General features: G+C 63.4%; 21 protein-coding genes. 10 read left to right on the top strand and 11 right to left on the bottom strand.

Translation table 11 applies throughout. The features are described 5' to 3' along the window. From Q0367_RS19105 to Q0367_RS19115, 3 genes are all read right to left on the bottom strand, one after another. Window positions 1-2746, bottom strand: a 2746-nt coding sequence (locus Q0367_RS19105) for a CHAT domain-containing protein (RefSeq protein WP_298984181.1), incomplete at its 3' end; no start/stop codon positions are given. Then, complete coding sequence (locus tag Q0367_RS19110; RefSeq protein ID WP_298984183.1) at window positions 2747-3343, bottom strand: hypothetical protein; 597 nt, start codon at window positions 3341-3343, stop codon at window positions 2747-2749. A 182-nt stretch (window positions 3344-3525) separates the two neighbouring features. Then, complete coding sequence (locus tag Q0367_RS19115) at window positions 3526-4125, bottom strand: RNA polymerase sigma factor (RefSeq protein WP_298984185.1); 600 nt, start codon at window positions 4123-4125, stop codon at window positions 3526-3528. A 338-nt stretch (window positions 4126-4463) separates the two neighbouring features. Here Q0367_RS19115 and Q0367_RS19120 point away from each other — a divergent pair, with 338 nt between their 5' ends. Then, on the top strand, window positions 4464-5999 hold the full coding sequence (locus Q0367_RS19120; RefSeq protein ID WP_297640261.1) for a Ppx/GppA phosphatase family protein: 1536 nt from the start codon (window positions 4464-4466) through the stop codon (window positions 5997-5999). A gap of 10 nt (window positions 6000-6009) precedes the next feature. Here the strand turns inward: Q0367_RS19120 and Q0367_RS19125 are convergent, their stop codons facing one another. From Q0367_RS19125 to Q0367_RS19155, 7 genes are all read right to left on the bottom strand, one after another. Continuing rightward, window positions 6010-6792 (bottom strand): class I SAM-dependent methyltransferase, encoded by a 783-nt coding sequence (locus tag Q0367_RS19125; RefSeq protein ID WP_298984187.1) that lies wholly within the window; start codon window positions 6790-6792, stop codon window positions 6010-6012. Then, window positions 6789-7472: a cyclopropane-fatty-acyl-phospholipid synthase family protein gene (locus Q0367_RS19130; RefSeq protein WP_298984189.1), complete on the bottom strand. Its 684-nt coding sequence runs from the start codon at window positions 7470-7472 to the stop codon at window positions 6789-6791. Before Q0367_RS19130 ends, Q0367_RS19125 begins: the two co-directional genes overlap by 4 nt. After that, window positions 7459-8127, bottom strand: a complete 669-nt coding sequence (locus Q0367_RS19135; protein WP_297640258.1) for a GNAT family N-acetyltransferase — start codon at window positions 8125-8127, stop codon at window positions 7459-7461. The genes Q0367_RS19130 and Q0367_RS19135 overlap by 14 nt, the downstream gene beginning before the upstream one ends. Before the next feature lie 205 nt (window positions 8128-8332). Continuing rightward, window positions 8333-9292: a threonine/serine dehydratase gene (locus Q0367_RS19140; RefSeq protein WP_298984191.1), complete on the bottom strand. Its 960-nt coding sequence runs from the start codon at window positions 9290-9292 to the stop codon at window positions 8333-8335. Window positions 9293-9305: 13 nt separating this feature from the next. Next, window positions 9306-10610 (bottom strand): hemolysin family protein, encoded by a 1305-nt coding sequence (locus Q0367_RS19145; RefSeq protein WP_298984193.1) that lies wholly within the window; start codon window positions 10608-10610, stop codon window positions 9306-9308. A 24-nt stretch (window positions 10611-10634) separates the two neighbouring features. After that, on the bottom strand, window positions 10635-12704 hold the full coding sequence (locus tag Q0367_RS19150; protein ID WP_298984195.1) for a S9 family peptidase: 2070 nt from the start codon (window positions 12702-12704) through the stop codon (window positions 10635-10637). A gap of 25 nt (window positions 12705-12729) precedes the next feature. Then, the gene (locus tag Q0367_RS19155) at window positions 12730-13308 is read right to left on the bottom strand and encodes a helix-turn-helix domain-containing protein (protein ID WP_298984197.1); all 579 of its coding nucleotides are present in this window, start codon (window positions 13306-13308) and stop codon (window positions 12730-12732) included. A 504-nt stretch (window positions 13309-13812) separates the two neighbouring features. Between Q0367_RS19155 and Q0367_RS19160 the strand changes: the two genes are divergently transcribed. The 9 genes from Q0367_RS19160 (at window position 13813) to Q0367_RS19200 (ending at window position 23648) form a co-directional block, all read left to right on the top strand. Beyond that, window positions 13813-14625 (top strand): FAD binding domain-containing protein, encoded by an 813-nt coding sequence (locus Q0367_RS19160; protein ID WP_298984198.1) that lies wholly within the window; start codon window positions 13813-13815, stop codon window positions 14623-14625. After that, window positions 14622-17561, top strand: a complete 2940-nt coding sequence (locus tag Q0367_RS19165; RefSeq protein WP_298984199.1) for a molybdopterin cofactor-binding domain-containing protein — start codon at window positions 14622-14624, stop codon at window positions 17559-17561. The genes Q0367_RS19160 and Q0367_RS19165 overlap by 4 nt, the downstream gene beginning before the upstream one ends. A 61-nt stretch (window positions 17562-17622) precedes the next feature. Further along, a complete protein-coding gene (locus tag Q0367_RS19170) occupies window positions 17623-18594 on the top strand; it encodes a thiamine pyrophosphate-dependent dehydrogenase E1 component subunit alpha (protein ID WP_298984201.1) in 972 nt (323 codons plus the stop codon). Between the two features lie 25 nt (window positions 18595-18619). Further along, window positions 18620-19609 carry an alpha-ketoacid dehydrogenase subunit beta gene (locus Q0367_RS19175; RefSeq protein WP_298984203.1) on the top strand — a complete coding sequence of 330 codons (990 nt, stop codon included), beginning with the start codon at window positions 18620-18622 and terminating at the stop codon, window positions 19607-19609. A 118-nt stretch (window positions 19610-19727) separates the two neighbouring features. Then, window positions 19728-20000, top strand: coding sequence for a lipoyl domain-containing protein (locus Q0367_RS19180; protein WP_297640250.1), 273 nt, complete (start codon window positions 19728-19730; stop codon window positions 19998-20000). Window positions 20001-20087: 87 nt separating this feature from the next. Continuing rightward, on the top strand, window positions 20088-20795 hold the full coding sequence (locus Q0367_RS19185) for a 2-oxo acid dehydrogenase subunit E2 (protein WP_298984205.1): 708 nt from the start codon (window positions 20088-20090) through the stop codon (window positions 20793-20795). A 226-nt stretch (window positions 20796-21021) separates the two neighbouring features. Further along, a complete protein-coding gene (locus tag Q0367_RS19190; RefSeq protein WP_298984206.1) occupies window positions 21022-21804 on the top strand; it encodes an SDR family NAD(P)-dependent oxidoreductase in 783 nt (260 codons plus the stop codon). A 24-nt stretch (window positions 21805-21828) separates the two neighbouring features. After that, on the top strand, window positions 21829-22797 hold the full coding sequence (gene mch / locus Q0367_RS19195; RefSeq protein ID WP_298984208.1) for a methenyltetrahydromethanopterin cyclohydrolase: 969 nt from the start codon (window positions 21829-21831) through the stop codon (window positions 22795-22797). 254 nt (window positions 22798-23051) lie between these two features. After that, window positions 23052-23648: a DUF981 domain-containing protein gene (locus Q0367_RS19200; protein ID WP_298984210.1), complete on the top strand. Its 597-nt coding sequence runs from the start codon at window positions 23052-23054 to the stop codon at window positions 23646-23648. Window positions 23649-23836: 188 nt separating this feature from the next. On the opposite strand, the gene Q0367_RS19205 is transcribed toward Q0367_RS19200, so the two are convergent. Continuing rightward, window positions 23837-24172, bottom strand: a complete 336-nt coding sequence (locus Q0367_RS19205; RefSeq protein WP_298984212.1) for a hypothetical protein — start codon at window positions 24170-24172, stop codon at window positions 23837-23839. Window positions 24173-24196: the final 24 nt, after the last annotated feature.

A 24196-nucleotide genomic window follows, 5' to 3' on the forward strand; every position in this document is an offset into this window, starting at 1 on the left:
TGGAGACGCCGGCGCCGAGAAAACCGCGCACGAGGCCGATCGCCTCATCCGCCCCCTGCACGCGTACGGCGCCGCTCTGGCAGGCGCTCAAGACCACCAGCCTCGCCCGCAGCGGCAACCGGTAAATCGTGCGAACATCGAGCCAACCGTCCGCCAGTTTCAGCGCCGAAAAGAAAGGGTTGTCGGGGCGGAACAGCCCATGCGTGGCAAAATGCAATACATCGCAGGCGGCGGCGTTTTGAAGTTGGCTTAACGTGGCCTCAGCATCGATGAACACGCGGGCTTCCTCGAAATAACGAGCGGCCGATTGCACTTCGTTCTCGGTCTGCGGGATCGACGGCTCGCGCAGCGCAAAGCCGGCGAGCGAATGGAAGCCATTGCTTTCGTTGCGCCGCCGACGCTGCACTTCGACGCTGGCGCTCGGTGCATAGGACACTTCAAAGCGCTCCAAAAGATAGCGCTTGCCGTCCCAAAGCGCATGAAAGGGCGTCAGGTGCAGGTCTCCGTATGGAATGATCAGCAGACGTTCGGCCTCCAGCAGATGGACGAGCGGCGCAACGAGCAGCGCATAAACGCGCTGAAGGGCCGTCCCTGCTCCGCGCAGCAAGCGTTCGTGATGGCGCGTCAGGTAATCGGCGCCGATCTCAATGCGACCCAGTTGGAAGCGAAGGTCCGCCAGAGCTGCGTCAAGGGAGGCGTGTCTGCACAGGCGACGCACGATCTGCGCCGATCTGCGGTCGACGACAAAGGCCATCCACTCATCGCCGGCTTTGTAGTAGATGAGCGCCTGCTCGCACGGCTCGAGCGCCGCCTGCAGCGCGCTCAACGGTTCGGGTTCAACCTCGACCAATTCGGCGGCAAGACGTCGCTCGATTTGCGCTAACGTTGCTTCGTGTTGGCGAATGGTTTCGGAGAGGCGTTGGCCGGCGCCGCGGCTATCGGGATTGTCGCTCAGGAGTTGATTGTAGAGCCAGGTGAGCTGTTGACGAAGGGCGGCGCTACGTTCGGCGGCGGCCATTTCCTGCTGGCCCGCTGCGTGGGCTTCAACAGCGCTCAAGAGGCGCTCCAGGAGCACGCGTGCACGGGCGCGTTCGATGACGGCGAACGCATCCGCCAGCGCCTGCTCCGTTGGCGCCGGCTCATCGAGCAGGGCGAGCGTCAGATCGGCGTAGAGGGTCGCCTTGTCGTCGAGAAAGGCTGTGCGAAATTCTTCAAGGGGCAGCAGGGCGCGCTGCCGCTCCACCGTTTCCACCGCCTGCTGAAAGAAGCGACGCGCAGCAACAAGATCGCCTCCGCGGCGCGCCAGCAAGCCGCGCGCGTGCAGAATTTGCAGCGCAAGGTGCGGGTAGAGGAGCGCCGGCTCGGCGGGCGCCGCGGCCTCCGCCAGCCATCGTTCAGCCAGAGAAAGTTGCTCGTTTGCCGCATCGACCTCGTTGCGACGCAGGGCGAGGCGACAGGACAACAGCGCCGCTTCACAGCGCGCGAGCACGTCCCATGTCAGCGCCCGCGCCTGGTCAGGGAGGCTTGCCTCTCGCACCAGTGCGTCGAGCGTCGCCGCCGCGTCTGCTTCCAAGCCTTCCAGCAGCGCGGCATGCGCCTGTGCAATACGCACGCGGTTGAGCCAGTAGCGATTGGCGAGGCTGTCGAAAATCTCCGCCGCCGCAGAGAGCGCAGCACGCGCCGCATCGAGCGCCTCCTCGCGCAGCGCCAGCAATCCCCGGTAATAATGCGCCTGCGCCAGCTCATACCGTTTGCCGGTTTGCTCAAACAGTGCAGCGGCGCGCGCCAGATCGGCGGCGGCTTCAGGCAGCAGGTTGAGTGAGAGATGGGCGAGCCCCTGCTCTAGAAAGAGGACGTCGGCGAGCCGCCAGCGTTCTGGCTGTTGATCGGGCTCCGCGTCTCCGACCAGGTCGCCCAGGGCAGCCTCGAACGCAGCCAGCGCACTGGCCCACTGCCCGGTGCGCGTGTAAAGGTGCCCCAAATTGGTGTATGCGCGCCCGCGCTCGATGGAGGCGCCCGCCGCCGTCAACTGTTCGATGGCGCTCTGCAGCACGGCGATTGCCTCCTGGGGGCGGTCGAGATAGCCGTAGCAGAGAGCGAGATCGACGCCGGTTTCACCGAGCAACGCCGTTAGATGAAGCCGAAGATCGGCGTCGGCGCTCGCGGCCAGCGCGGACTCCACTTCAGCTCGGAGGGCGTGCAGCACCTCCAGCGCCTCGCGGTGGCGCTCCTGATAGGAAAGCACCGTGGCCAGATTTTGACGGGCGGCGAAGCGCACCAGACGTGCCTCGATTTCGTCCATCGCCAGGGCGTCCAGCGTCTGGATGGCCGTCAGAATTGCCGTTTCTGCGTCGGCGAAGCGCCCCTGCATGGTCAGCACCTGCGTCAGGCCGAGGCTGCTGCGCGCTTGCAGGAAAGATTCGCCTGACGTCTCCCACGCTTCGCGCGCGGCCAGCAGATTTGTCTCGGCGGCGTCGAGATCGCCGGCCAGGACGTTGAGTCTCGCCTGCGCATAGTGAAGCCACGGCGTCACAGCGTCAACAGCGCCCGTCTCTCGATGCACCGCCTGCGCCAGCTCCAGGAGACGCAAGGCGTTTGGAGGGTCGTCCGCTGCGATTTCCAGGCAGTGACGGGCAAGTTGGCCGACTGCCTCCGCCTGGAGGCGACCGGCATTCTGTAGTTGCGCCAGCGCTTCCGCACTGGGAAGCCCGGCCAGCGCAAGGGCCTCGTCAAGCGACAGCGCCATCTACGCAATCTCCAGCGGATCGATCTCGACGATGGCGCCATCGGGGCGCGTGATGACTGCCCGATAGGGGCCGGGCGCGACCCGCTCCAAATGGAAGCGATCTTCAAATTCCACCGCATGGAGGACGGCGCCGCCGGGGTCGATCAACTCGAGCAACGTCGGGCTGGATTCCATCGGCTCGCTGAGCACTTCGCCTTCCACGCGGCGCAGCCGGCCTGTGCGCTCCACCATCAGTTCGATCTCGATGTCTCCGGCCCAATAGACTTGACGATAGCTGTTTTGCTCAAATCCGCGCATGCCCTGGAGCGTTGGCTGGAGGCGACTGTCCCAGGTCAGCGCTGCGCGGATTCGCTCGAGGACGCGCTGCAGCGGGGATGGTTGCGCCTGCACGTGTTTGAACAGCGCCCGATAGGCGTCGAGGGCCGCCGAATCGGGCGCGCTGCGCCGGGCGATTTCTAGCTCGCTCGCCAGACCCCGCAAGGTAGCCAGCTCTTGCCGACAGTGTGCACAGGCGGCTAGATGTTGAACTGCCTCAGGAGATGTTGCGCCATCGAACGCCAGGGCGTACAGATCGTCTAGGGCAATATGTTCACTCATGTGCACGCGTCCTTTTGCTTCCTTTTTTGCGTCGATGCATCCTGGGTCTGTTTGCGGGTTGGCGAAATGTCCATTCAATCGCCTTCCATCTATTTAGTGTTCGTAGGCAATTCGTATGATACATGAAATTTTTGACACAAAGTGTGCAAAGCGATAGCCTCTAAGCGAGACGTCTTGGAATTTCAGAAAGGATGGGTGATCCCTATCCCTTCCAGAAGAGTGCGCAGACGTTGCAGGCAGCGGTTGCGCGTTGGGCCGATGCTGCCTTTGGGAATATCCAGACGCTTGCTGATCTCGTCATAGTCGGGTTGGCGTTCATCCAGGAAGAGCAAATGAAGGAGTTCCTGACAACGCGTCGGCAGATGGCGAAGCGCCTGCGCCAGCGCCTCCTGGCGAGACCAGCCGCTCAGCAGCTCCTCTAGCGCGAAACTAGAGACGGAGCTCGGATCGGTCGAGGCGGGCGGGTCTGCGTCGTCAGGATGCTCGATGGGCTGTTCGCGGCGTCGGCGTTGGAGTGCGCGCCAGGTGAAACGACGCGTGGTGGTCGCCAGCCAGCCGGAGAGCCGCTCCGGGTCTTCGATCTCGTGCAGGCTTTGCGCCAGCGCCAGAAACACTTCCTGGGCGACGTCATCGACTTCGTCGGCCGTCAGCCCATAACGCACCGGCACAGAGCGCACCAGTCTGGCGTAGCGCTCCACAAGCAGCGACCAGGCGTCCATTTCGCCCTGCAGGCAACGATGAATGAGGAAGGTCGTGCTAGGTTCATCCCGTATGGCGTCCATGGGCATTCCAAAGCTGAAAGGCTGTTTCACCGCCGAGACGCAGGATGCGCAGACGCTTATAAAGAGCTCCCGTGTTCCCAGCGTCTCTAGGGCGAGTTTTTGGAGGGAGTAGAATAGCGATTGTTTCAGCCATCTCTCTTATTGTACTTGAAAAAGACGGCGGCGTTGTCCGCTTATTGATCGTCTTTTGCTCTGCGCTTTTTGTTCGGAGGGAAGGCTTGCATCCCATCGAATACGCCTATGTCTGGCGGTCGTTGAATTTACACCGTTTATTTCGATCCCGAAAAAACAAGAATCTGAGTTTCGTCTCCAACCGGCGCCATGGAAAGGGGAGAGCTATGCCGGACTCGCAACGAATCGCCGTCATTGATCTGGGCTCCAACACGGCGCGGCTGATTGTCATGAACGCCGTGCCCGGCTATCGCTACCGGCTTGAAGATGAAATTCGCGAGGTGGTGCGGCTGCGCCAGGGGATGGACGCGCAGGGGTTGAGCGAAGAGGCGATGAATCGCGCCTTCGTGACGCTGCGCCTTTTCAAGCGCTTTTGCGACAGCACCTACGTCGATGAAATCATCGCCACCGCCACCAGCGCCGTGCGCGACGCCGCCAATGGCCGCGCCTTCGTCGAACGCGTCCGGCAGGAACTGGGTCTCGACCTGCGCATCCTCGACGGCGAGCGTGAAGCCTATTACGGAGCGATCGGCGCGCTCAACGATGTGGCGCTGCGCAACGGCGCCGTAGTCGACATCGGCGGCGGCAGCGTGCAGATCAGCCAGGTGGCGGATCGCCGCTATGTGCAAGGGTGGTCCGGGCCGCTTGGCTGTCTGGCCTTGACCGAACGCTTCGTGCGCAGCGACCCGATCGGTGACGGCGAGCTGAAAGCGCTGGAGCGAGAGATTCAGCGCACACTCCACGAAGTGAAATGGCTGCATGAGCTTCCCGGCGAGCTGGTGGCGCTCGGCGGCGCCATTCGCAACCTGGCGCGCATGGACGCGCGGCGCTGCGGCTATCCGCTGACCACGCTGCACGGCTACACACTTTCTCTGACGGCGCTCGAGCAGCTGATCGAACAACTGCGCACCCTTCCTCTGGCCAAACGCATCAAGCTGCCCGGCCTGCGCAGCGACCGCGCCGACATTATCCTGCCCGGCGCGCTGGTGGCGCGCGCCATCATGCAAGTGATGGGGGTGCGCGCGCTGACGGTCTCGGTCAACGGCCTGCGCGAGGGGCTCTTCTTCGAGCACTTCTGGCGGCACTGGGACGAACCGATCATCGCCGACATCCGCAGCTTCGGCGTGCTTAACCTGGCGCGCATCTATCACTATCAAAAGAAGCACGCCAACCATGTGCGCTTTCTCGCCGGCCGCGTCTTCGAGCAGCTGACGCCGCTGCATGGCTACGGCGCACCCGAACGCGAGCTGCTGGACGCCGCCGCCCTGCTGCACGACATCGGCGCCATCATTGCGTATGAAAACCACGACGTGCACTCCCAGACCCTGATCGTCACCAACGGTTTGCCCGGCTTCACCCCGCGTGAAATTGCGTTGATCGGGCTGTTGACCCGCTATCATCGCAGGGGAACGCCGGACCTGGGAGAGTGCGCTCCTCTCATGCTGCCCGGCGACGACCTGCTCCTGTGGCGCCTGGCCGCAATCCTGCGCCTGGCCGAGTACCTGGAGCGAGGGCGCTCCTCGGCCGTCGATGACGTCGTCGTGAGCTGGAGTGCCTCGACCCTGCGGCTGACGTTGATTGCGGACGAGTACCCGGCGGTGGAGATCTGGGACACGCAACGCAATGCCCTCGATCTGATGCGACGCGCCTTCGAGCGGGAGGTGTTGCTCGACAGCACGGTTGCGCCGAGCCCGCTTGCGTAGGAAGCGCCGCTCACTTTTCTGCAAGGGCGAACAGCACCCGGTGACGTCGGTCAGGTTGGTCGGCCTGAAGCGGAGTCAATTCGTGGAAAGGGTCGGCCAGGCGCATCGAAGCGGGCAACAAGGGCGGCAGCGGGGTGAGCGTCCCGTAGCCGAGGCGCTTCAGCGCCCGCGTCAACAGGTTGTCGCTGCGGAAGACGCCGACGCCGAGCAGCAGACGGCGCACGCGCGCCCGCGCTGCGCCCCATGGCGAGAGCATGCGATCGACCGGCAATGAGCCGTACAACGCCACGCTTTGAAACCCGGCCTCCTGCAACAGGCGCGCCAGCTCCGGCGCCGTCGGATAGTGGACGCTGAGCGCGCCCGGCGCAAAAAAAGGCCATTCCGGATTGCTGGTGGAGAGCAGCAGCCGGCCTCCCGTCGCCAACAGGCGATGACATTCGCTCAGGAACGCGGCGGGCTGCGGCAGGTAGTAGATGGCCTCGAAGGAGACGATCAGGTCGAAAGCGCCCGCTGCATATGGTAGATGCTGGGCGTCGGCGGCGGCCAGGAGAACCTGCGCTCCCGTCGACTGTTGCGCCAGCGCCAGCGCCGCCGTCGAATAGTCGCACGCCGCCAGCGAACGGGCGACGCCGCGCAGCAGCCCCAGACCGACGCCGGCGCCGCACGCCACCTCCAGCACGCGACGGCCACCCGCCAGCTCGGCCGCCAGGCTATAGCGCAGCGCCATGCGGCCGAGCTGTTCACGGTTGAGCAAAGCGCCCGGCGTCTCGGTGATGGAGAGAAAATCCGTCATGCGTCGCCGGTGTGGAATTCGTCGTTTTCGACGCGGCGAAGCCAGAACCAGGCTGAGCGCCAAGGCGGCTGGTCGCCCACCTGCGTCTGACCATATTCGACCCGCTCCAGGGTGAAGCCTGCAGCGAAGATCGCGCGCATCTGCGCTTCGTCGAGCCAGCGCCGGCGCTCCGGCGTTGCGTCCTCCTCGTTGAGATGGGCGAACCAGAGGAAGACGGCGCCGGGGCGCAGCAGGCGCACCAACCCTGCATGATAACGGCGCAGTTGCTGCGGCGTGAAGGCATGCGCACAGCCGACGTCGAGCGCGAAATCGTAGGGGCCTTCGAGAAAGTCGAGCTGCTCGACCGGCGCCAGGTGAAAATGGATCTTCTCGGCGAGGCCGGCCTGCTGCGCGCGTCGCTGCGCCTCCTCGATGGCCAGAGGGATGAAGTCAATGGCGTCCACTTCCCAGCCGAGCCTCGCCAGAAACAGCGCCCCGCGGCCAAAGCCGCATCCCAGGTCGAGGGCGCGACCGACCGGCAAAGTCGGCGCATAGACGAGCACCTCCGGCGGCGGATCGGCGTGATCCCACGGCGCCTGGCCGGACTGATAGCAGCTGAGAATGCGCTCGTAGTGCTCCCGATCGGCCGGCTCGTAGCCGCAAAGTTTTTCCACAGATGAAATGTGTTCAGCATCGCCCATACAACATCGCCTCCAATCGCGCTTTAACGGTGGGCCACTCATAGTCTAACATGCGGAACCAGGCGGTGTCTCGGCTCCGCCCTTTGACGATCATGTGCTGCTCCTGGACGCCCTCGAAGGTGAAGCCGATGCGCAGCGCCGCCCGCCGCGAGCGTTCGTTGCGGCTGTCGCACTTCCATTCGACGCGACGATAGCCGAGCGCAAAGCAATGGCCGAGCATCAGGTAGGCGCTCTCCAGGTTCGCCTGCGTGCGTTGCACGACCGGGCTGAACCAGATGCCGCCCAGCTCGATGCGCAAATGCATGGGCGCGTTGCTCATCAGGTTGACGACGCCGACGGGCTGGTCGCTCGCCTGGTCGATCACGCAGAGCGCCAGGCGGTCGGCGCCGCAGATCAACTCGTCGATGTAGCGCTCGAAGCCGGCGAAGTCCGCAAACGGGCCGACGAACAGATAGCGCCAGATCAGCTCGTCCGGGTCATAGGCGGGGAAGCTTCGCCCCGCCAGCTCGATGGGTGAGCCGTCGGAATGGCGGTGAAGGGCAGGCGCATGCGATCGGGAAAGCGGCTCCAGCCGCACGAAGCGGCCGACGAGCGTCACCGCAGCGGGTTTGAGCGGCAGGTTGTTGCGCCGTGCCAGCACTTCTTCCGGCAACATCGGGAAACTCCATGAAAATTCATAAATTCTTCTAAAATTTGTGGGCGTCCAAACCCTGTGACCTGTTAAGAATGTGCGGCTGGGGGCCGCACCGGCGTCGTAAAAGGCGCTTACGTAGATCATCGTCTCGGGCGTGGCATGGCTGTAAACTGCGGCTGAGAGCCGCAGCTACGAGAATCGCCGGAGTGTCCGCAAGGACGTTCGCTCATAAGATCGTTTTCAGGACGTCGAGGTCGATGTTGGCGCCGCAGAGCACGATGGCGACGTTCCGTCCCCGCCCGCGCTGCGCATCTTTCAGGTAGGCGGCGACGGCGACGCCGGCTGCGCCTTCGACCATCAGATGATGCGTTCTGGCGATCAGGCGCACGGCGTCTGCGATTTCAGCCTCCGTCACCAGCATCCAGTCGTCGACCAGCCGCTGGCAGAGCGCGAAGGTGATGGCGTCTTCCTCAATGCCGCCGGCGCTGCCGTCCGACAAAGTCGGCAGCGACTCCATCTGCACGATGCGGCCGGCGCGCACCGATTCGTACATCACCGGCGAGTGGGCGGGCAGACAGCCGACGATGCGCACCGATCTTCCTGCGTCCAGGGCTTTGATGTAACCTGCGATCCCGCCGATCAACCCGCCGCCGCCCACGGTGACGTAGAGGGTCTCCACGTCGGGAAGCTCCTCGAGCACTTCAAGCCCGATCGTGCCTTGGCCCGCCACGATCTCCCAGTCATTGTACGGTGAAATATAGGCTCGTCCGCTTTGGGCGGCGAAGGTGCGGGCTTGTTGCTCGGCTTCGACGCTGTCCATGCCCCAGCGTCGCACCTCCGCGCCGTAGCGTTGAATGGCTTCGACTTTCGTCGCCGCTGCGCACTCCGGGACGAAGACGACGCCTTTCGCTTCCAATCGCCGCAGCGCATAGGCGACGGCTGCGCCATGGTTGCCGGAGGAGGCGGCCACTACGCCGCGCGCCAACGTTTCCGGCGAAAGGCTCAGCAGCTTGTTGGTCGCCCCGCGCAGTTTGAAAGAGCCGGTGTATTGCAGATTCTCCAGCTTAAGAAAAACCCGATCGCCGCCCATCTCGCTGAGCGCAATCGATTCATCAAGCGGGGTCCGCCGCACATAGGGGCGGATGCGCCGCTCCGCTTCAAGGATGGCTTGTTTCAGCGCAACCATCGCCTCTTCTCTCCTATTCCTCCTCGCTCATCCTCTTCACCAACACTTTATCGACGCGGCGGCCATCCATATCGACCACTTCGATGCGGTAGCCGTCGATTTGCACCTGGCTTCCAATCGTGGGAATCTCGCCCAGGAGCGCCATCACCATGCCGCCGACCGTCTGATAGTCAAGCTCCTCGCGCAGCGGCAGGTGGGACAGGCCAAAATGCTCTTGAAAGGCGTCGACCGACCACAGGCCGTTGACGAGCCAGGAACCGTCCTCGCGCGGCACGATGTCCGGCTCTTCGTCCATTCTGGCTTCCTCGATGGCGCCGAGGATCGCCTCGACGACGTCCGTGATGGTCACCAACCCTTCCACGCCGCCGTACTCGTTGATGATGAGGGCGACGGGCGTGCGTTTTTTGCGCATTTGTTCGACCAAATCGAGCGCCGACATGTTTTCCGGCACGAAGAGGGCGGGTTTCGCCAGGCTGCGCAAGTCGATGCTTTCGGCGGTCAGACGTTGCACGAGCAGATCGCGCGCGTACACAACGCCGATCACGTGGTCCAGCGAGTCCTCCGCCAGCGGGAAGCGCGAATGGGGTGAGGAGACGATGAGGTTGCGAATTTCCTCTGGGCTTTGGTTGACGTCGATCCAGACGATTTCGGTGCGCGGGGTCATGATGGCGCTGGCGCGCCGATCGCTCAGACGAAAGAGCTGGGCGACGATCTCCTCTTCGATCGGCTTAAAGACGCCTAGCTGCGCCCCTTGTCGCAAAAGAACGCGCACTTCATCGTCGGTGACGGCGGGGGCGTTGTCGCTGCGCACGCCGAACAGACGCGAGAGCGCGCCGCTGGAGCGGTCGAGCAGCGAGACCAGCGGCCGCGCCGGCCTGGAGAGACTGTCTAACACCGGCGCAACCAGGCAGGCGATCGTCTCCGGCCTGCTGAGGGCAAGGCGTTTCGGGGTCAGCTCCGCCACCACCAGCGCCAGATAGGTGGTGGCGAGCACGACGGCGAAGATGGCGATCTGCGTTGCATAAGGCGCCAGGAATCCAACTCGTCGCAACTGATCGGCGAGCGGTGTGGCGAGCGTGGCGCCGCCGAAGGCGCCTGCGAAGATGCCGATCAGCGTGATGCCGATCTGCACGGTGGAGAGAAAGTCCCCTGGATTTTGGAGCAGCTTCAGCGCGGTGGCGGCGCCCGGCTTGCCGGCGGCGGCCATCGCCTGCAAGCGCGAAGGGCGAGAGGAGACGATCGACATTTCGGCCATCGCAAGGAAACCGTTGGCGAGCAGCAAGATAACAAGAAAAAACAGATCAATCGCAATACGCATACGCGCCTGTCCACCGCTTTGCGATCAGACCAGCCCGACGACTTTGAGCAGGAACGCGTACTCAAAGGCCGTTTCGCGCAGAGCCTCGTATCGTCCAGAGGCGCCGCCATGCCCCGCCGCCATATTCGTCTTCAGCAGCGCAACGTTATCGTCGGTTTTGATGCAGCGCAATTTCGCCACAAATTTGGCAGGCTCCCAGTATGAAACCCGCGGATCGTTGAGGCCGGCCGTCGCCAAAATGGGAGGATAGGCTTTCGGTTCGATGTTGTCATACGGCGAATACGTGCGCATATATGCATAATACTCCGGATCGGCCGGATCGCCCCATTCTTCATACTCGATGACGGTCAAAGGGAGCGTGGGGTCGAGCATGGTGTTGAGGACGTCGACGAACGGGACTTCAGCGATGACGCCGGCGAAGAGGTCGGGCCGCATGTTCACAACGGCGCCCATCAGCAGGCCGCCGGCGCTGCGTCCCAGGATCGTCAGCCGTTCTGGAGAGGTGTAGCCTTGGGCGATCAGCGTTTCGGCGGCGGCGATAAAATCGGTGAAGGTGTTTTTCTTGTGCAGCAACTTGCCGTTGAGATACCAGGCGCGGCCTTTCTCGCTGCCGCCGCGCACATGGGCGATCGCAAACAGAAAACCGCGTTCGAGCAGGCTCAGCCGGTTGGCGCGGAAAGAAGGTTCGCTGCTTGCGCCGTAGGCGCCATAGCCGTAAAGGAGACAGGGATGACCGCCGTCCAGGGCAATCCCTTTGCGGTGAACGAGCGAGATCGGAACCTGTTCGCCGTCGGGAGCAGTCGCCCACAAGCGCTGCGTCTCGTATGCGTCGGGATCGTAGCCTTTGATCTCCTCCTGTTTGAGCATCTGCAGGGTGCGCTGCGCCATGTCATAGGCGTAGATGGTCTCAGGCGTCTTGAGAGAAGAGTAGCGCAGGCGCAGCACGGTCGTGTCAAAGATCGGATTTTCATCAGGATCGACGGCGTAGCTCTCCTCGCCGAAGGCGACGACGTGGGCGTCCACCACTTCTGGCTGCGCCGGCGCAAGCTGCACCACGCGCACGCGCTTGCCGCCGTTGGCCCACTCGAAGAGCGCCAGATGATCCTGGAAAAGTTCGATGCGCTCGATCCAAACGCCGGGCGTCTCGGGAATCAGCTCGCGCCAGGCGGCCATGTCGGGCGTCTCCACAGGCGCAGTCAGCACGCGAAAGTCTTGAGCGCCATCGTTGCTCAGCACATAGAAGCGGTCTCCGCGATGTTCGACAAAGTACTCGTGACCGCGTCGCCGCGGTTCGATCAGGCGCAGCGAAGCATCGGGCGCATCGGCGTCGAGCACGCGCGCCTCGCTCGTCATATTGCTGTGCAGGTGTAAGACGATGAAGCGTCTGCTGCGCGTCTTATAGAGGTTGACGAAGAAGCGCTCATCCGGCTCGCGCCAGAGCAGGACGTCGTTCGCCTGCGCGCTGCCGAGGCGATGGCGCCAGAGCGCGTCCGGGCGGTGAGCGTGGTCGAGCGTCGTATAGAAGATCGTGGCGTTGTCGTTGCCCCATTCCAACCCGTAATAGGCGCCTTCGATCCGATCGGGCAACAGCTCGCCGGTGCGCAGATCCTTGACGAAGATCGTGAACGCTTCGTCGCCTTTGCGGTCCAGCGCGTAGGCGAGCAGGGAGTGGTCCGGGCTGACGGCGAATTCGCCGACTTCGCAGAACGCATGGCCTGCCGCCAGTTCGTTGACGTCCAGCAAAATCTCCTCTTCTCCCTCCAGGCTGTGGGCGCGACGACAGTAAATCGGATAGTCCAGCCCGGCCACAGTGCGTCGATAGTACCAGTAGCCGCCGTCCTGAACCGGCGCCGTGCTGTCGGTCTCCTGGATGCGCCCGCGCATTTCCTGAAAGAGAGCCTCTTGCAACGGCTCGGCGTCGCGCATCACCTCGGCGGCGTAGGCGTTCTCCGCCTCGAGATAGGCGATCACCTGCGGGTCCTCGCGATTGCGCAGCCAGTGATAGTCGTCGATGCGCACATCGCCATGCAGAATGCGCCGGATAGGGCGTCGCGTCGGCGCAGGCGGTTGCGCGGCGGTGAAGCGAAAAGGCATTCCATCCTCCTGAAAAAGATCTCTTTCAAAAAATTGGCGGGGTGATGGCGGACAGAAAGATCGTCTCTTCCTCGACGGCGCTGATCTCACGCAGCAGCCGACCATGAATGTAGATGCTGTCGCCTTCGCTCAGCACGTACTCCTGCTCGTTGAGCACCACGCGCACCTTCCCCTTGAGCACGAAAAGGCATTCCTCCGTCTCCAATGGAGGCGGCCGCGCAATGTTGCCCGCCGAAGGCTTCACGTGCGTGATGAAGACCTCTAGCCGATTGCGCAGGTTGGGCACAAGCAGCTCACTGGTGACGTCGCCTGGAGGGAAGGTGATCTTGATGCGCTGATCGGCGCGCACGACCGGGTTCTGCAGCGTCGGCGGCGCCGGCTCGGCCTCCTGCGAAAAATAGAAGGGCGGAACGCCCAACGCCTCGGCGATGTGGCGCAACGACTCCAGCGAGGGATTGCTCATGTCGCGCTCGACCAGGCTCAGAAAGCTGGCGGTCAACCCGGTGCGCTGCGCCAGCTCCTCCAGGCTTAATCCCAGCTCCCTACGTCGCGCCCGAATGCGGCTCCCAAAGGAGTCGGGCTGTTCACCGTTGCCTGGAGCCAAATGGTTGATTTGTTCTCTCGTGGGCATATTCAGAGTGTACAATGCGCACTTTGAGAAGTCAAGAGGATTTGAGCCCTACTTAAAATTTTTAAGCGGCGCTTGACAGCAGGTCTCGAATATGCTACTTTAATAGCGTCCCGGTAAACGTTTCGACAAACAGGGGTTACATGGTTGCGAGTTTTCTCGTGGCTGTGGAATACGACCTTTCAGAAAGCTTCAATTTGTAGATGCGGCATCCGGCCGCACGTTTTAATGATGATAGTAGGTGCGGCTCCCAGCCGCACGTTCGCAACGGGCCGCAGGTCTTGGGGGAATGCGAGGTTGCATTCTACGAGAAGGTTTCACCAAACTGCGCAACATCTATAAGGTAAAATAGGTTGGAGCAAACGTTTCCCGTAAGTCAACGTGGACAGAGGAAGAGCTCCTCGTGTTCAACGACAGCGCTTCCGGGCATTGTTCTGCATCGATGCCCCAATTCTCCAACCTATCAGAAAGGGAGGTCCTATGCCTGCACACATTCAAGCGTATCAACGTCCGCCGACGCCGGAACAGGCGTTGGCGCTGTTGAGCCAGGCCGCCGGGCAAGCGGCGCCGTTGATTCCTCAGCCGCGCATGCCGGATGAAGTCTTTCCACCGACGCCGACCGTCGTCGATCTACAGGCGTTGCCCTGGGTGTACATCAGCCGCGAGCCGACGACGCTGCGCCTCGGCGCCAACACGCCGCTGCAGACGCTGGTGGACAACGCCGCAGTCGCTGCGGTGGCCGACGGCATCCTTCAGCAATCCGCCGAGCTGGCCGCCCCGCGAACGCTGCGCAACTTGGCGACGCTGGCCGGGGCCGTCGAAGGTGCAGCGGAGGGCCCGCCGGAGCTGCTGCTTGCGCTCCTGGCCCTGAACGCAACGGCGACCGTTCAATCCGCTGCAGGGGCGGAGCAACTTCCCTTGCGCAACTATCACTCGGCCCCTGGTGCATTGCTGGTCGAGGTCGCCATTGACCTGGAAGCTGCGCCACATGGCGCGTTGGCGCGTGTGGCGCGCACGCCCATGGATCGGGCGATCGTGGCTGCGGTCGCTGTGGTGGACGCCCGGCAGGCGCGCATAGCGGTCGCCGGCGCAGCGCCGCAGCCGATCGTCGCCGAAACGAAGCTCAGCGATGCATCCCTGAACGCAGCGATCGATGCGCTGGTCGAGGCTGTGGTTGCACAGTCTGCGCCGGTGGGCGACTATCGCGGAAGCGCCGAATACCGTCGCGCCATGGCCGGCGTGTTGACGCGACGCGCGCTGGAGAACGCCATTCCGCAAAGGAGGAGCGCATGAACATTCATCTGACGTTGAACGGCGTCTCGCGCACCCTTGCGTGCGAGCCGGGCGAAACCTTGCTTTCCGTGTTGCGCCGCAACGGCGTGTGGAGCGTCAAACACGGCTGTGAGACCGGCGAGTGCGGCGCCTGCTCCGTGCTGCTCGACGGCAAACTGACGCCGACCTGCGTGATGCTGGCGGCTCAGGCGGACGGCCACGCCCTTGAGACGGTGGAGGCGCTCGACCGCGGCCCCGGCGCGCCGTTGCATCCCATCCAGCAGGCGTTCGCCGAGACGGGCGCCATCCAGTGCGGCTATTGCACGCCGGCGATGGTGCTGGCCGCTAAAGAGCTGCTCTCCAGGACACCTACGCCCACCGAAGCGGAGATTCGCGACGCGCTGGGCGGCGTGCTTTGTCGCTGCACCGGCTACGTCAAGCCGGTCGAGGCGGTGCAGCGCGCAGCCGCCATCTTGCGCGGGGAGGCCGTTCCGCCCATCGATGCAGCGGGCGGCGTTCCGCTCGAAGGCTTCTTTGACGCCGTGCGTCGGCCCATGGAGCCCGACCTGCCCGGCCCCGGCGACAACGTGCTCACCCAGCCCAAAGTCGCCCTCTTCACCTTCCCCACCGTAGACCTCCAGGGCGCCACCGAGGTGGTGGGCAAGCCGGAGGTGAAGGTGGACGCCGTCAAGCTGGTCAAGGGCAAGCCCGCCTTCGCCGATGATTTTGATCTACCCGGCATGTTGCATGCGGCCATGCTCACCAGCCCGCACGCCCACGCCCGCATCAAGCGCATCGACGCCTCCAAAGCGCGCGCGCTGCCGGGGGTTCACGCCGTGTTGACCTATCAGGATGTGCCGCGCGTTATTTACGCGTCCGGCGGGCAGAGCTGGCCGAACCCGCACCCGTGGGATCAGGTCTCGCTCGACAGCAAGGTGCGCCATGTGGGCGATCGCGTCGCCGTCGTCGCCGCCGAAACGCCGGAGATCGCCCGGGAGGCGCTCAAGCTGATTGAGGTCGAGTATGAAGTGCTGCCGGCGGTCTTCGACCCGCTGGAGACGATGAAGCCCGGCGCGCCGATCATCCACGATGAGCCGGACGCCGTAGGCATCGCCGACGCCGAACACAACATCGCCGTCAAAATTCATGCAGCGGTCGGCGACGTGGAAAAGGCGCTGGCCGAGTCCGACTATGTCTTTGAGCGCACCTATCGCGTGCATCAGGTGCAGCAGGCGTCGATCGAGCCGCATGTCGTCGTCACCTACTGGGACGAGGACGAGCGGTTGGTGATCCGCACGAGCACGCAGGTGCCTTTCCATGTGCGCCGCATGATCGCGCCGTTGATCGGGCTGCCGGTCAAGCGCATCCGTGTGATCAAGCCGCGCATCGGCGGCGGCTTCGGCGGCAAGCAGGAGATGCTGATCGAAGACCTCTGCGCACACCTCACCATCGCCACCGGCCGTCCGGTGCGCTTTGAATACACGCGCGCACAGGAGTTCACCAGCGCGCGCTCTCGCCACCCGATGGTGATCACCTTCCGCGCCGGCGTCATGCGCGATGGGACGTTGCATGCGCTCGACATGCACACGGTCTCCAACACGGGCGCCTATGGCACGCACGGGCTGACCGTCTGCAGCGTGGCCGGGCTGCGCGGGCTGGCGACCTATCGTTGCAACAACCTGCGCTTCGACGCCCAGGTCGTCTACACCAACATTCCCACGCCCGGCGCCTTCCGCGGCTACGGCGCGCCGCAGGGCGAATTTGCGCTCGAAAGCCTGATGGAGGAGATCGCCGAGGCGTTGAATCTGGACCCGGTGGAGTTCCGCCTTAAGAACGCCGTGCGCTCCGGAGATCCGATCCCGATCACCGCAGCCTTGGGCGAAGGCGAGGCCGGCCGACAGCCACAGATCGTGCAGAGCTGCGGGCTGGAGCAGTGCGTGACGCAGGGCGCAGCCGCCATCGCCTGGGATCGCCGCGGCGACCCGGCCTGGCGCGTCGACCCGAAGCGACCGTACATCCGCCGCGGGTTGGGCATGGCCGTCTGCATGCACGGCACCGCCATCCCCGGCCTGGACATGGGCGCGGCCAGCGTCAAGATGAACGACGACGGCAGCTTCAACGTGCTTGTCGGCGGCACGGACCTGGGCACCGGCTCCGACACGGTGCTGGCGCAGATCGCCGCCGAGACGCTGGGCGTTCCGCTTAACGACATCATCATCTACTCCTCGGACACCGACTTCACGCCCTTCGACACCGGCGCATACGCCTCCTCGACGACGTACATCTCCGGCGGCGCGGTCAAAAAAGCGGCCGAACAGGTGCGCGAGCAGATTCTGGAGCGAGCAAAGATGATGTTGAAGCTGGAGACGACCGAAGGACTGCACCTGCGCGACCGCTGCGTTGTTGCGCCGGATGGCCGCAGCGTGACGCTCGCCGACATTGCGCTGAACAGCCTGCATGTCGCCGACCAGAAGCAGATCATGGCGACCGCCTCGCACATGTCGCTGCATTCGCCGCCTCCTTTCGGCGCCCAGTACGCCGAGGTCGAGGTGGACACGCAGACTGGCCAGGTGACGGTGACCAAGCTGGTGATGGCGGTGGACTGCGGCACGGCCATCAATCCCCGCACTGCGCAGGGACAGATCGAAGGCGGGTTGGTGCAGGCGTTGGGCTACGCCGTCAGCGAGGAGATGGCCTATGACGAGCAGGGCTGCGTGCTCACGACGCGCTTTGGCGACTATCGCATCTTCCAGGCCAACGAAGTGCCTGAGATCGAGGCCATCCTCGTGCCGACCTACGAGCCGAGCGGCCCGTACGGCGCCAAGGCGGTGGCCGAGATTCCCATGGACGGCGTCGCGCCGGCGGTCGCCAATGCCGTCTACGACGCAGTCGGCGTGCGCATTCGCGACCTGCCGCTCACGCCGGAGAAAGTCTGGCGCGCGCTGCAAAATCTGTAGTTTCTCTCCTCTTCACCTGAAAGGGGGAGATTGGACATGATCGAGATGGGGAGTGCACCTTATGGCATTAGACATCGAAACGCTGGTTGACCTTTACCGCGACATGTGGCTGATCCGCGCCTTTGAATTCGGCCTGGAGCGCGAGTTCAAGAAAGGCAACGTGCCCGGCATGTTGCACACCGGCGTAGGACAGGAAGCGACGCAGGCGGCGCTGGCTGCGCATCTCCAGGCCACCGATGCATTTTTCCCCGACCATCGCTGCCACGGCATCAACGCATTGGCGGAGGAAAAGCACCAGGGCGACGGCGAGCGCATCATGGCCGAACTTTTTGGTCGCGCCACCGGCGTTTGCAGCGGCAAAGGGGGCAGCCTGCACAGCGCCAACCCGAAGGTCGGCAACTTCGGCGACAACGCGGTCGAAGGCTCCTACATGGCGACGGTGTTGGGCGTGGCCCTGGCCTTTCAGATGCGCGGGCAGCCGAACGTCGCCTGCTGCATCATCGGCGACGGCACGGTCGGCCGCGGCGAGTTCCACGAGAGCCTGAACATGGCGGCGATCTGGAAGCTGCCGGTGCTCTACGCCTGCGTCAACAACGGCTACGCCATCTCGACGCCGGTCGGCAAGGCGCACGCCTCGGCGGACATCGTCGATCTGGCGCGCGGCTACGGCTTTCCTTGCGAGCAGGTGGACGGCAACGACATCGAGGCGGCCTACGAGGCTGTGCAAAAGGCGGTCGAGCATATCCGCGCCGGCAAAGGCCCCTATTTCCTGGAGTTCAAAACCTGGCGCTGGCAAGGCATCTTCTCCGGTGAATTTCGGCCGCCCGAAGAGGTGCGCTACTGGAAAGAGGAGCGCGACCCGATCAAGTTGGCGCGGCGGAAGATTTTGGAGCGGGGCAGCCTGAGCGCTGCAGACCTCGACCGCATCGAGGCGGAGGCGAAGGCGCAGATCGAAGAATGGATCGAGTTCGCCAAATCCAGCCCGCCGCCCGACCCGGCCAAGGCGACGGCGGATGTGTATGTTGGATGGTAGCCAGTGTAATCATGAGGCGGTGTCTATGACGCAAACTACTGTGCGTACGCGCACCTTCGTCCAGGCGCTCAACGAGGCGCTGGACCTTGCGATGGAGCGCGACCCCAACGTCTATCTGATCGGCGAAGACATCGGAGAGATGGGCGGCGACTTTGGCGTCACGCGCGGGCTGTGGGCCAAATACGGCGAGGCGCGCGTGCGCGATACGCCGCTGTCCGAGGCCGCCATCATCGGCACGGCGGTCGGCTCGGCGATGATGGGCTTTCGACCGGTGGCCGAGATCATGTTCGCCGACTTTCTCGGCGAGTGTTATGACCAGTTGGTCAACAACGCCGCCAAGATGCACTACATGTTCGACGGCCAGTTCAAAGCGCCGATTGTCGTGCGCACCGCATGTGGGGGCGGTTTCGGCGGCGGCCCCCATCATTCGCAGTCGGTCGAAGGATGGTTCCTCAACGTGCCGGGCCTTGTGATCGTCGCCCCTTCGACGCCCGCCGACGCCAAGGGCCTGCTGCTGGCCTCGATCGAGAATGACAACCCGATCCTTTTTCTGGAGCACAAGGCGCTCTATCGCATCAAGGGCGAGGTGCCGGAAGGCTATTACACAACGCCGTTGCGCAAGGCCGCAGTCGTGCGCGAAGGGAAGGACGTCACCATCGTCGCCACGATGAAGATGGTGCACGAGGCGCTGGCCGCCGCGGCCGAACTGGAGCAAGAGGGCGTCAGCGTCGAAGTGATCGACCTGCGCACCATCCGCCCCTACGACGCCGAGACGGTGCTGGAGTCGGTGCGCAAGACCGGACGCGCCGTCGTCGTCAACGAAGCGCCCAAGATCGGCGGGCTGGCCTCGGAACTGAGCGCCGTCATCGGCGAAGAGTGTTTCTACAACCTCAAAGCGCCGGTCGTGCGCGTCGCCGGCCTGGATGCGCCGATCCCTTTCTCGCTGGCGTTGGAGAAGATCATCCTACCCGGCAAGGAGCAGGTGATTGCGGGGATTCGCAGCGTGATGAAGTAGAGCGTGTTGCGTGGTGCGTGTTCCATGGCTCGTGTTGCGTATTGCGTGATGCGTATTGCGTGAATTGTCACGAAACACGCAACACGCCTAAAACTGATTCAACAAGGAACCGAGAAGCATGGCCGTCGAAGTGATTCTTCCCAAATGGGGATTGACGATGGAGGAAGGCACGGTCTCCGAGTGGCGCAAGCAGGAAGGGGACGCCGTTGCGGCGGACGAAATCATCGCCGACGTGGAGACCGACAAGATCACCAACGAGCTTCCTGCGCCGGCGTCAGGCATCCTGGCCAGAATTCTGGTGCAGGCTGGCGAGACGGTCGAAGTGGGCAGGGTGTTGGCCCTGATCGCAGAGAGCGAAGAGGAAGCGGCGCGCATTCGGAGTGAGGGGTAAGGGTGCAGGAGAGCGGGAGAATGAGGCGTCGTCCAACGTCCATGCAGCCTTCCATCTCCACGCTATTGGTGTACGGAGTACACGCATATGACGAACGACATTCACCGGGGAATTCCCGTTAGACAGCGAACGCCTCTCACCCGCGTGCGGCGGATGATGGTGCAGAGCATGGAGGAGTCGGTGCGCCGCGCTGCGCTCAGCCAGGTGACGCGGGAAATGGACCTTTCCGCCGTCCAGGCGGCGCGGGCGGCGGCCGGCGATCGGCGCCGCTCGGTCAACACCTACATCATGGCGGCCGTGGCGCGTGCGCTGCCGAGTCATCCTTTGCTCAACGCCGAGCTGGTGGAGAACGCCGTCGTCACCTTCGAGGCCGTTAACCTCGGCATGGCCGTGGCCACGCCCGACGGCCTGGTGGTGACGGTGATCCGCGACGCCGATCAGAAGTCGCTCGATGAGCTGGAGGCCGCCGCCAACGACCTGGCGACGCGCGCTCGCGCCGGCAAGCTGAAGCTCCCCGACATCGAGGGCGGAACGTTCACCGTCAGCAACCTGGGCATGTACGGCATCGACGGCGGCTTTCCGCTGCCGCGCCCGCCGGAGGGCGCCATTCTGCTGGTCGGGAGAATGCGCGACCAGCTTGCGGTCGTGAACGGACAGCTCACCCAACGGCCGATGGCGTGGTTCAGCCTTGCCTTCGACCATCGCTTCATCGACGGCGCAGCTGCGGCGGCGTTTTTGCAGGACGTGCAGGAGCGGTTGGAGAGCGTCTGCGCAAATGCGTCGGATTTACCGTAGCTGCGGCTCGCAGGCGGTGGGCCCTCGCCCCCTGCCCCCTCTCCCAAGGCTGGGAGAGGGGGAGAGGAAGGCGTCGGATTCATCGTAGCTGCGGCTCGCAGGCGGTGGGCCCCTCACCCCCTGGCCCCCTCTCCCAAGGCTGGGAGAGGGGGAGGAAGGAGCGCCGTCGCTGCGGCTCGCAGCCGCAGGCTCTGCTTTACGCAAATGAATTGAAGGTCGCTTGATTATGGGGAATTACGCTTTTGACTTCACCGATCACACCGTGCTCATCACCGGCGCCTCGCGCGGCATCGGCGCAGCGACGGCGAAGCTCTTCGCCCGCAGCGGCGCGCGCGTCGTCGTCAACTACCGCGAAGATCGGGCGGGCGCCGAGCAGGTGGCCGCCGAGATTGCAGCAGCCGACGGCCAGGCGATGGTCGTGCAGGGCGACGCCGGCGACGAAAGTGACGTGCGGCGCATGATGGAGGCCGTCGCCGCGCAATGGGGGCCGGTGCGCGTGCTCGTGCACAATGCCTCGGCCATCAACCGCTCCTATTTTCTCGACGCCACGCTCGGCGACTTCGACCTCATGTTCGGGGCCAACGTGCGCGGGCCGTATCTCATGAGTCAGCTCGCCGCGCAGCAGATGATTGCGGCGGGCGTCGGCGGCAGCATTCTCTTCATCAGCTCCATCCTGGCGCGCCAGACCATCCCCAACCGCACGCTGTACGCGGCCACCAAAGGCGCGCTCGAGTCGTTGACGCGCGCCCTGGCGCTCGACCTGGCGCGTCACCATATTCGCGTCAATGCAGTGGCGCCGGGGCTGATCTACACCAAGGCGCTGCGCGACGGCATTGCGGCGCTGGGTGAAGAAAATTTCACGAAATACATTCCCTTCGAACGCTTTGGTCAGCCGGAGGAGATCGCCAGTGTCGTGGCCTTTCTGGCTTCGGACGCGGCGAGCTACATCACCGGCGCACTGATTCCGGTGGACGGCGGACTGGGCGTGGTGGAGGCGGGGCCGAAGTAAGAACCGCGATCAATAAGGATGACCATGATGAGCATGATTAGCGTCAATCGGGAAGCGATGAAGATTGTGCGTCGGATTTTGGAAGCGCCGGAGCCGCTCGGCGTGTTCGTCGAGCGACTGGCGTGCGGCGCGACGGTGATCGACATGGGGCAGAAGGCGCCAGGCGGTTGGGTGGCGGGCAAATATTACACGCTGATCACGCTCGGCGGGCTGGCGGAGGTGAGCTACGAGCCGTTTCCCATCGGTGCGCGCGTGCTCTCCGCCGTGCGCGTGATGATCGACCATCCGCAACTGGCCTGCATCGCGTCGCAGATCGCCGGCTGGCGGCTCGAGGGTGCGCGGGAAGGCGCGCCGATCCTGGCCGGGCCGGCGCGGGCGCTCAACCGCGACAACCCCGACCACTACTTTGACCTGATCGACTATCGCGATCAGGCCGAGGAAGGCGTCATCGCCATTCAGACCGCCGAGCCGGTGACCGACGATTGGGCGACGACGATCGCAGCGGCGTGCAGGCTCAGGCCGGAAAATCTCTACATCCTGGTGGCGCCCAACTCCAGCCTGGTCTGCGCCATTCAGGTGGCGGCGCGCATCGTCGAGCAATCGTTGCATCGGCTGGCCGAAGAAGGCTTCAATGTGAAGACGGTGCGCCATGCGTACGGCTTCGGCGTCATTCCGCCGCTCATCCGCGACGAAGTGATCGCCATGGGGCGCATCAACGACTCGCTGCTCTACGGCGGCGTCTCCACGCTTTACGTCGACGCCGAAGACGAGGCCATCGCTGCGGTTATCGACAAGGTGGTCTCTGTCGCTTCGCGTGCATATGGTCGCCCCTTCGTGGAAATCTACGAGGAGGCCGGTCGCGACTTCTATCAGATTCCGCTCGACCTGCACTCGCCGGCCGTACTGCATATCAACAACCTGAAGAGTGGCCGCACCTTCAGCGCAGGCGAGATCAATTACGCTGTGTTGCGGAAGTCGTTTTGGGGAGAATAGGTGCAGCACATGAATTATATCCTGGCCTTTCTAGACTCCTCGAACGTTCTCTATAATGATCGTCCTGCGATCTGTGACAGACGTCCCGGTTGCGGGCGTGATAAAAGACCTTTTTAGGCGGGACACACGCCCTCCGAACAGAGGTCAAAACTCTCTCTTCCATTTTTTGAAAATTGCGTCATAATGATTGTGTCTCCACTAGGAGACACAGTTATAAACGGCTTTGAAACTTTAGAAATCTTAGGAGGAGAGAGATGACCGGTCTAAGTTCCCACAATCCCCTGATCTTGATCCTGGGCCTGGTTGCGGCTGCGGGCGTCACCGGCGCCGTGTACCTGCTGTACGTCGCCCGCGGCAAGGAGACGCCGGAAATCCGCAAACAGTTCGGCGCTCTGTTCTTTATCATCGGCCTCTTTTCGTTAGGCGGCTTTGTTCAGTTAATCTGGTCCGACTGGGCCGGTTTTCCTGCGGGCCATTATACGGAGCTCTTCGGCGTGACGACGGGGTTGTTCGCCTTCATGTTGCTGAGCGCAGGCTTTTTCCTCTACACCGGCCTGGGGCTGCACGCCTTGGCCTGGCCTTCGGTGCTGCTCGGCTTGTATCTGATTCAGGGCGCGCGCGCCGTGCTGGAGTTCAACCTCACGCGCAACCCGCCGATGACCTTTGTCCTCTGGTTGGCCGCCGGCTTGGCCAGCATCGGCATCCTGCCCTACGTGTACGCCAGTGAATCCAATCGACAGAAGCTGGCCTATGCAGGCGCCGTCGTGCTGGCTGTGATGGCGCTGGCTGCATTCATCACCGGTTTCTTCGGCTTCTATGGGCACATCGAATCGGTGATTCGAGGGCAATAAGTCTGTCAACACCTTAAAGGAGCAGTGTATTGGCTCGCTGAGGAGAACGTCCTCTTCAGCGAGCTTTTATATGTGGATGGAAATACGGACGGATTTATCGGACAAATCCGTTGAATTTTATCACATCGTCGCACGTCGAAGGTTGTTTTCAAAAATTTCCTACTATCCTTCGAATATCTTCCCCCAGCCTACGCCAGTTGTCCGATCACATCATAACTGAGAAAAATATAGAATAATTCAGAAAGTTTTGGCGTCGTGAGATGCGCACTTCTCGTCGCCAGGAGCCTCTCAGCGAACTTCCATTGGTTGAAAAGCGTTATCGTGCACACCCTGTAGAATTTGTTGAAGAAGCTGCGCAGTTGAACCCGGAATCGATAGAGCGGATTGAATAAACGGGCGGCGATGGCGCCAGAGGCGGCTCCCGGCAGCACGTTCTCGGGAGGGCGCAAGGTTTTGGATGAATCAAGGAAGCGCTGCGGCGAGCAGCGCCTACGAGTTTGCCAGAATCCTCTGTGAAATTCCATCCGAGGTTTTATAGAGAAAGAGCG

Origin of the sequence: uncultured Caldilinea sp., from assembly GCF_937128415.1 — a bacterium.
GTDB lineage: Bacteria > Chloroflexota > Anaerolineae > Caldilineales > Caldilineaceae > Caldilinea.

What these genes read in the sequence shown, in the direction of transcription:
- Q0367_RS19110 (WP_298984183.1), bottom strand. Translation starts at nt 3,343, where the DNA reads ATGAGTGAACATATTGCCCTAGACGATCTGTACGCCCTGGCGTTCGAT.
- Q0367_RS19115 (WP_298984185.1), bottom strand. Translation starts at nt 4,125, where the DNA reads ATGGACGCCATACGGGATGAACCTAGCACGACCTTCCTCATTCATCGT.
- Q0367_RS19120 (WP_297640261.1), top strand. Translation starts at nt 4,464, where the DNA reads ATGCCGGACTCGCAACGAATCGCCGTCATTGATCTGGGCTCCAACACG.
- Q0367_RS19125 (WP_298984187.1), bottom strand. Translation starts at nt 6,792, where the DNA reads ATGACGGATTTTCTCTCCATCACCGAGACGCCGGGCGCTTTGCTCAAC.
- Q0367_RS19130 (WP_298984189.1), bottom strand. Translation starts at nt 7,472, where the DNA reads ATGGGCGATGCTGAACACATTTCATCTGTGGAAAAACTTTGCGGCTAC.
- Q0367_RS19135 (WP_297640258.1), bottom strand. Translation starts at nt 8,127, where the DNA reads ATGTTGCCGGAAGAAGTGCTGGCACGGCGCAACAACCTGCCGCTCAAA.
- Q0367_RS19140 (WP_298984191.1), bottom strand. Translation starts at nt 9,292, where the DNA reads ATGGTTGCGCTGAAACAAGCCATCCTTGAAGCGGAGCGGCGCATCCGC.
- Q0367_RS19145 (WP_298984193.1), bottom strand. Translation starts at nt 10,610, where the DNA reads ATGCGTATTGCGATTGATCTGTTTTTTCTTGTTATCTTGCTGCTCGCC.
- Q0367_RS19150 (WP_298984195.1), bottom strand. Translation starts at nt 12,704, where the DNA reads ATGCCTTTTCGCTTCACCGCCGCGCAACCGCCTGCGCCGACGCGACGC.
- Q0367_RS19160 (WP_298984198.1), top strand. Translation starts at nt 13,813, where the DNA reads ATGCCTGCACACATTCAAGCGTATCAACGTCCGCCGACGCCGGAACAG.
- Q0367_RS19165 (WP_298984199.1), top strand. Translation starts at nt 14,622, where the DNA reads ATGAACATTCATCTGACGTTGAACGGCGTCTCGCGCACCCTTGCGTGC.
- Q0367_RS19170 (WP_298984201.1), top strand. Translation starts at nt 17,623, where the DNA reads ATGGCATTAGACATCGAAACGCTGGTTGACCTTTACCGCGACATGTGG.
- Q0367_RS19175 (WP_298984203.1), top strand. Translation starts at nt 18,620, where the DNA reads ATGACGCAAACTACTGTGCGTACGCGCACCTTCGTCCAGGCGCTCAAC.
- Q0367_RS19180 (WP_297640250.1), top strand. Translation starts at nt 19,728, where the DNA reads ATGGCCGTCGAAGTGATTCTTCCCAAATGGGGATTGACGATGGAGGAA.
- Q0367_RS19185 (WP_298984205.1), top strand. Translation starts at nt 20,088, where the DNA reads ATGACGAACGACATTCACCGGGGAATTCCCGTTAGACAGCGAACGCCT.
- Q0367_RS19190 (WP_298984206.1), top strand. Translation starts at nt 21,022, where the DNA reads ATGGGGAATTACGCTTTTGACTTCACCGATCACACCGTGCTCATCACC.
- mch (WP_298984208.1), top strand. Translation starts at nt 21,829, where the DNA reads ATGATGAGCATGATTAGCGTCAATCGGGAAGCGATGAAGATTGTGCGT.
- Q0367_RS19200 (WP_298984210.1), top strand. Translation starts at nt 23,052, where the DNA reads ATGACCGGTCTAAGTTCCCACAATCCCCTGATCTTGATCCTGGGCCTG.
- Q0367_RS19205 (WP_298984212.1), bottom strand. Translation starts at nt 24,172, where the DNA reads ATGGAATTTCACAGAGGATTCTGGCAAACTCGTAGGCGCTGCTCGCCG.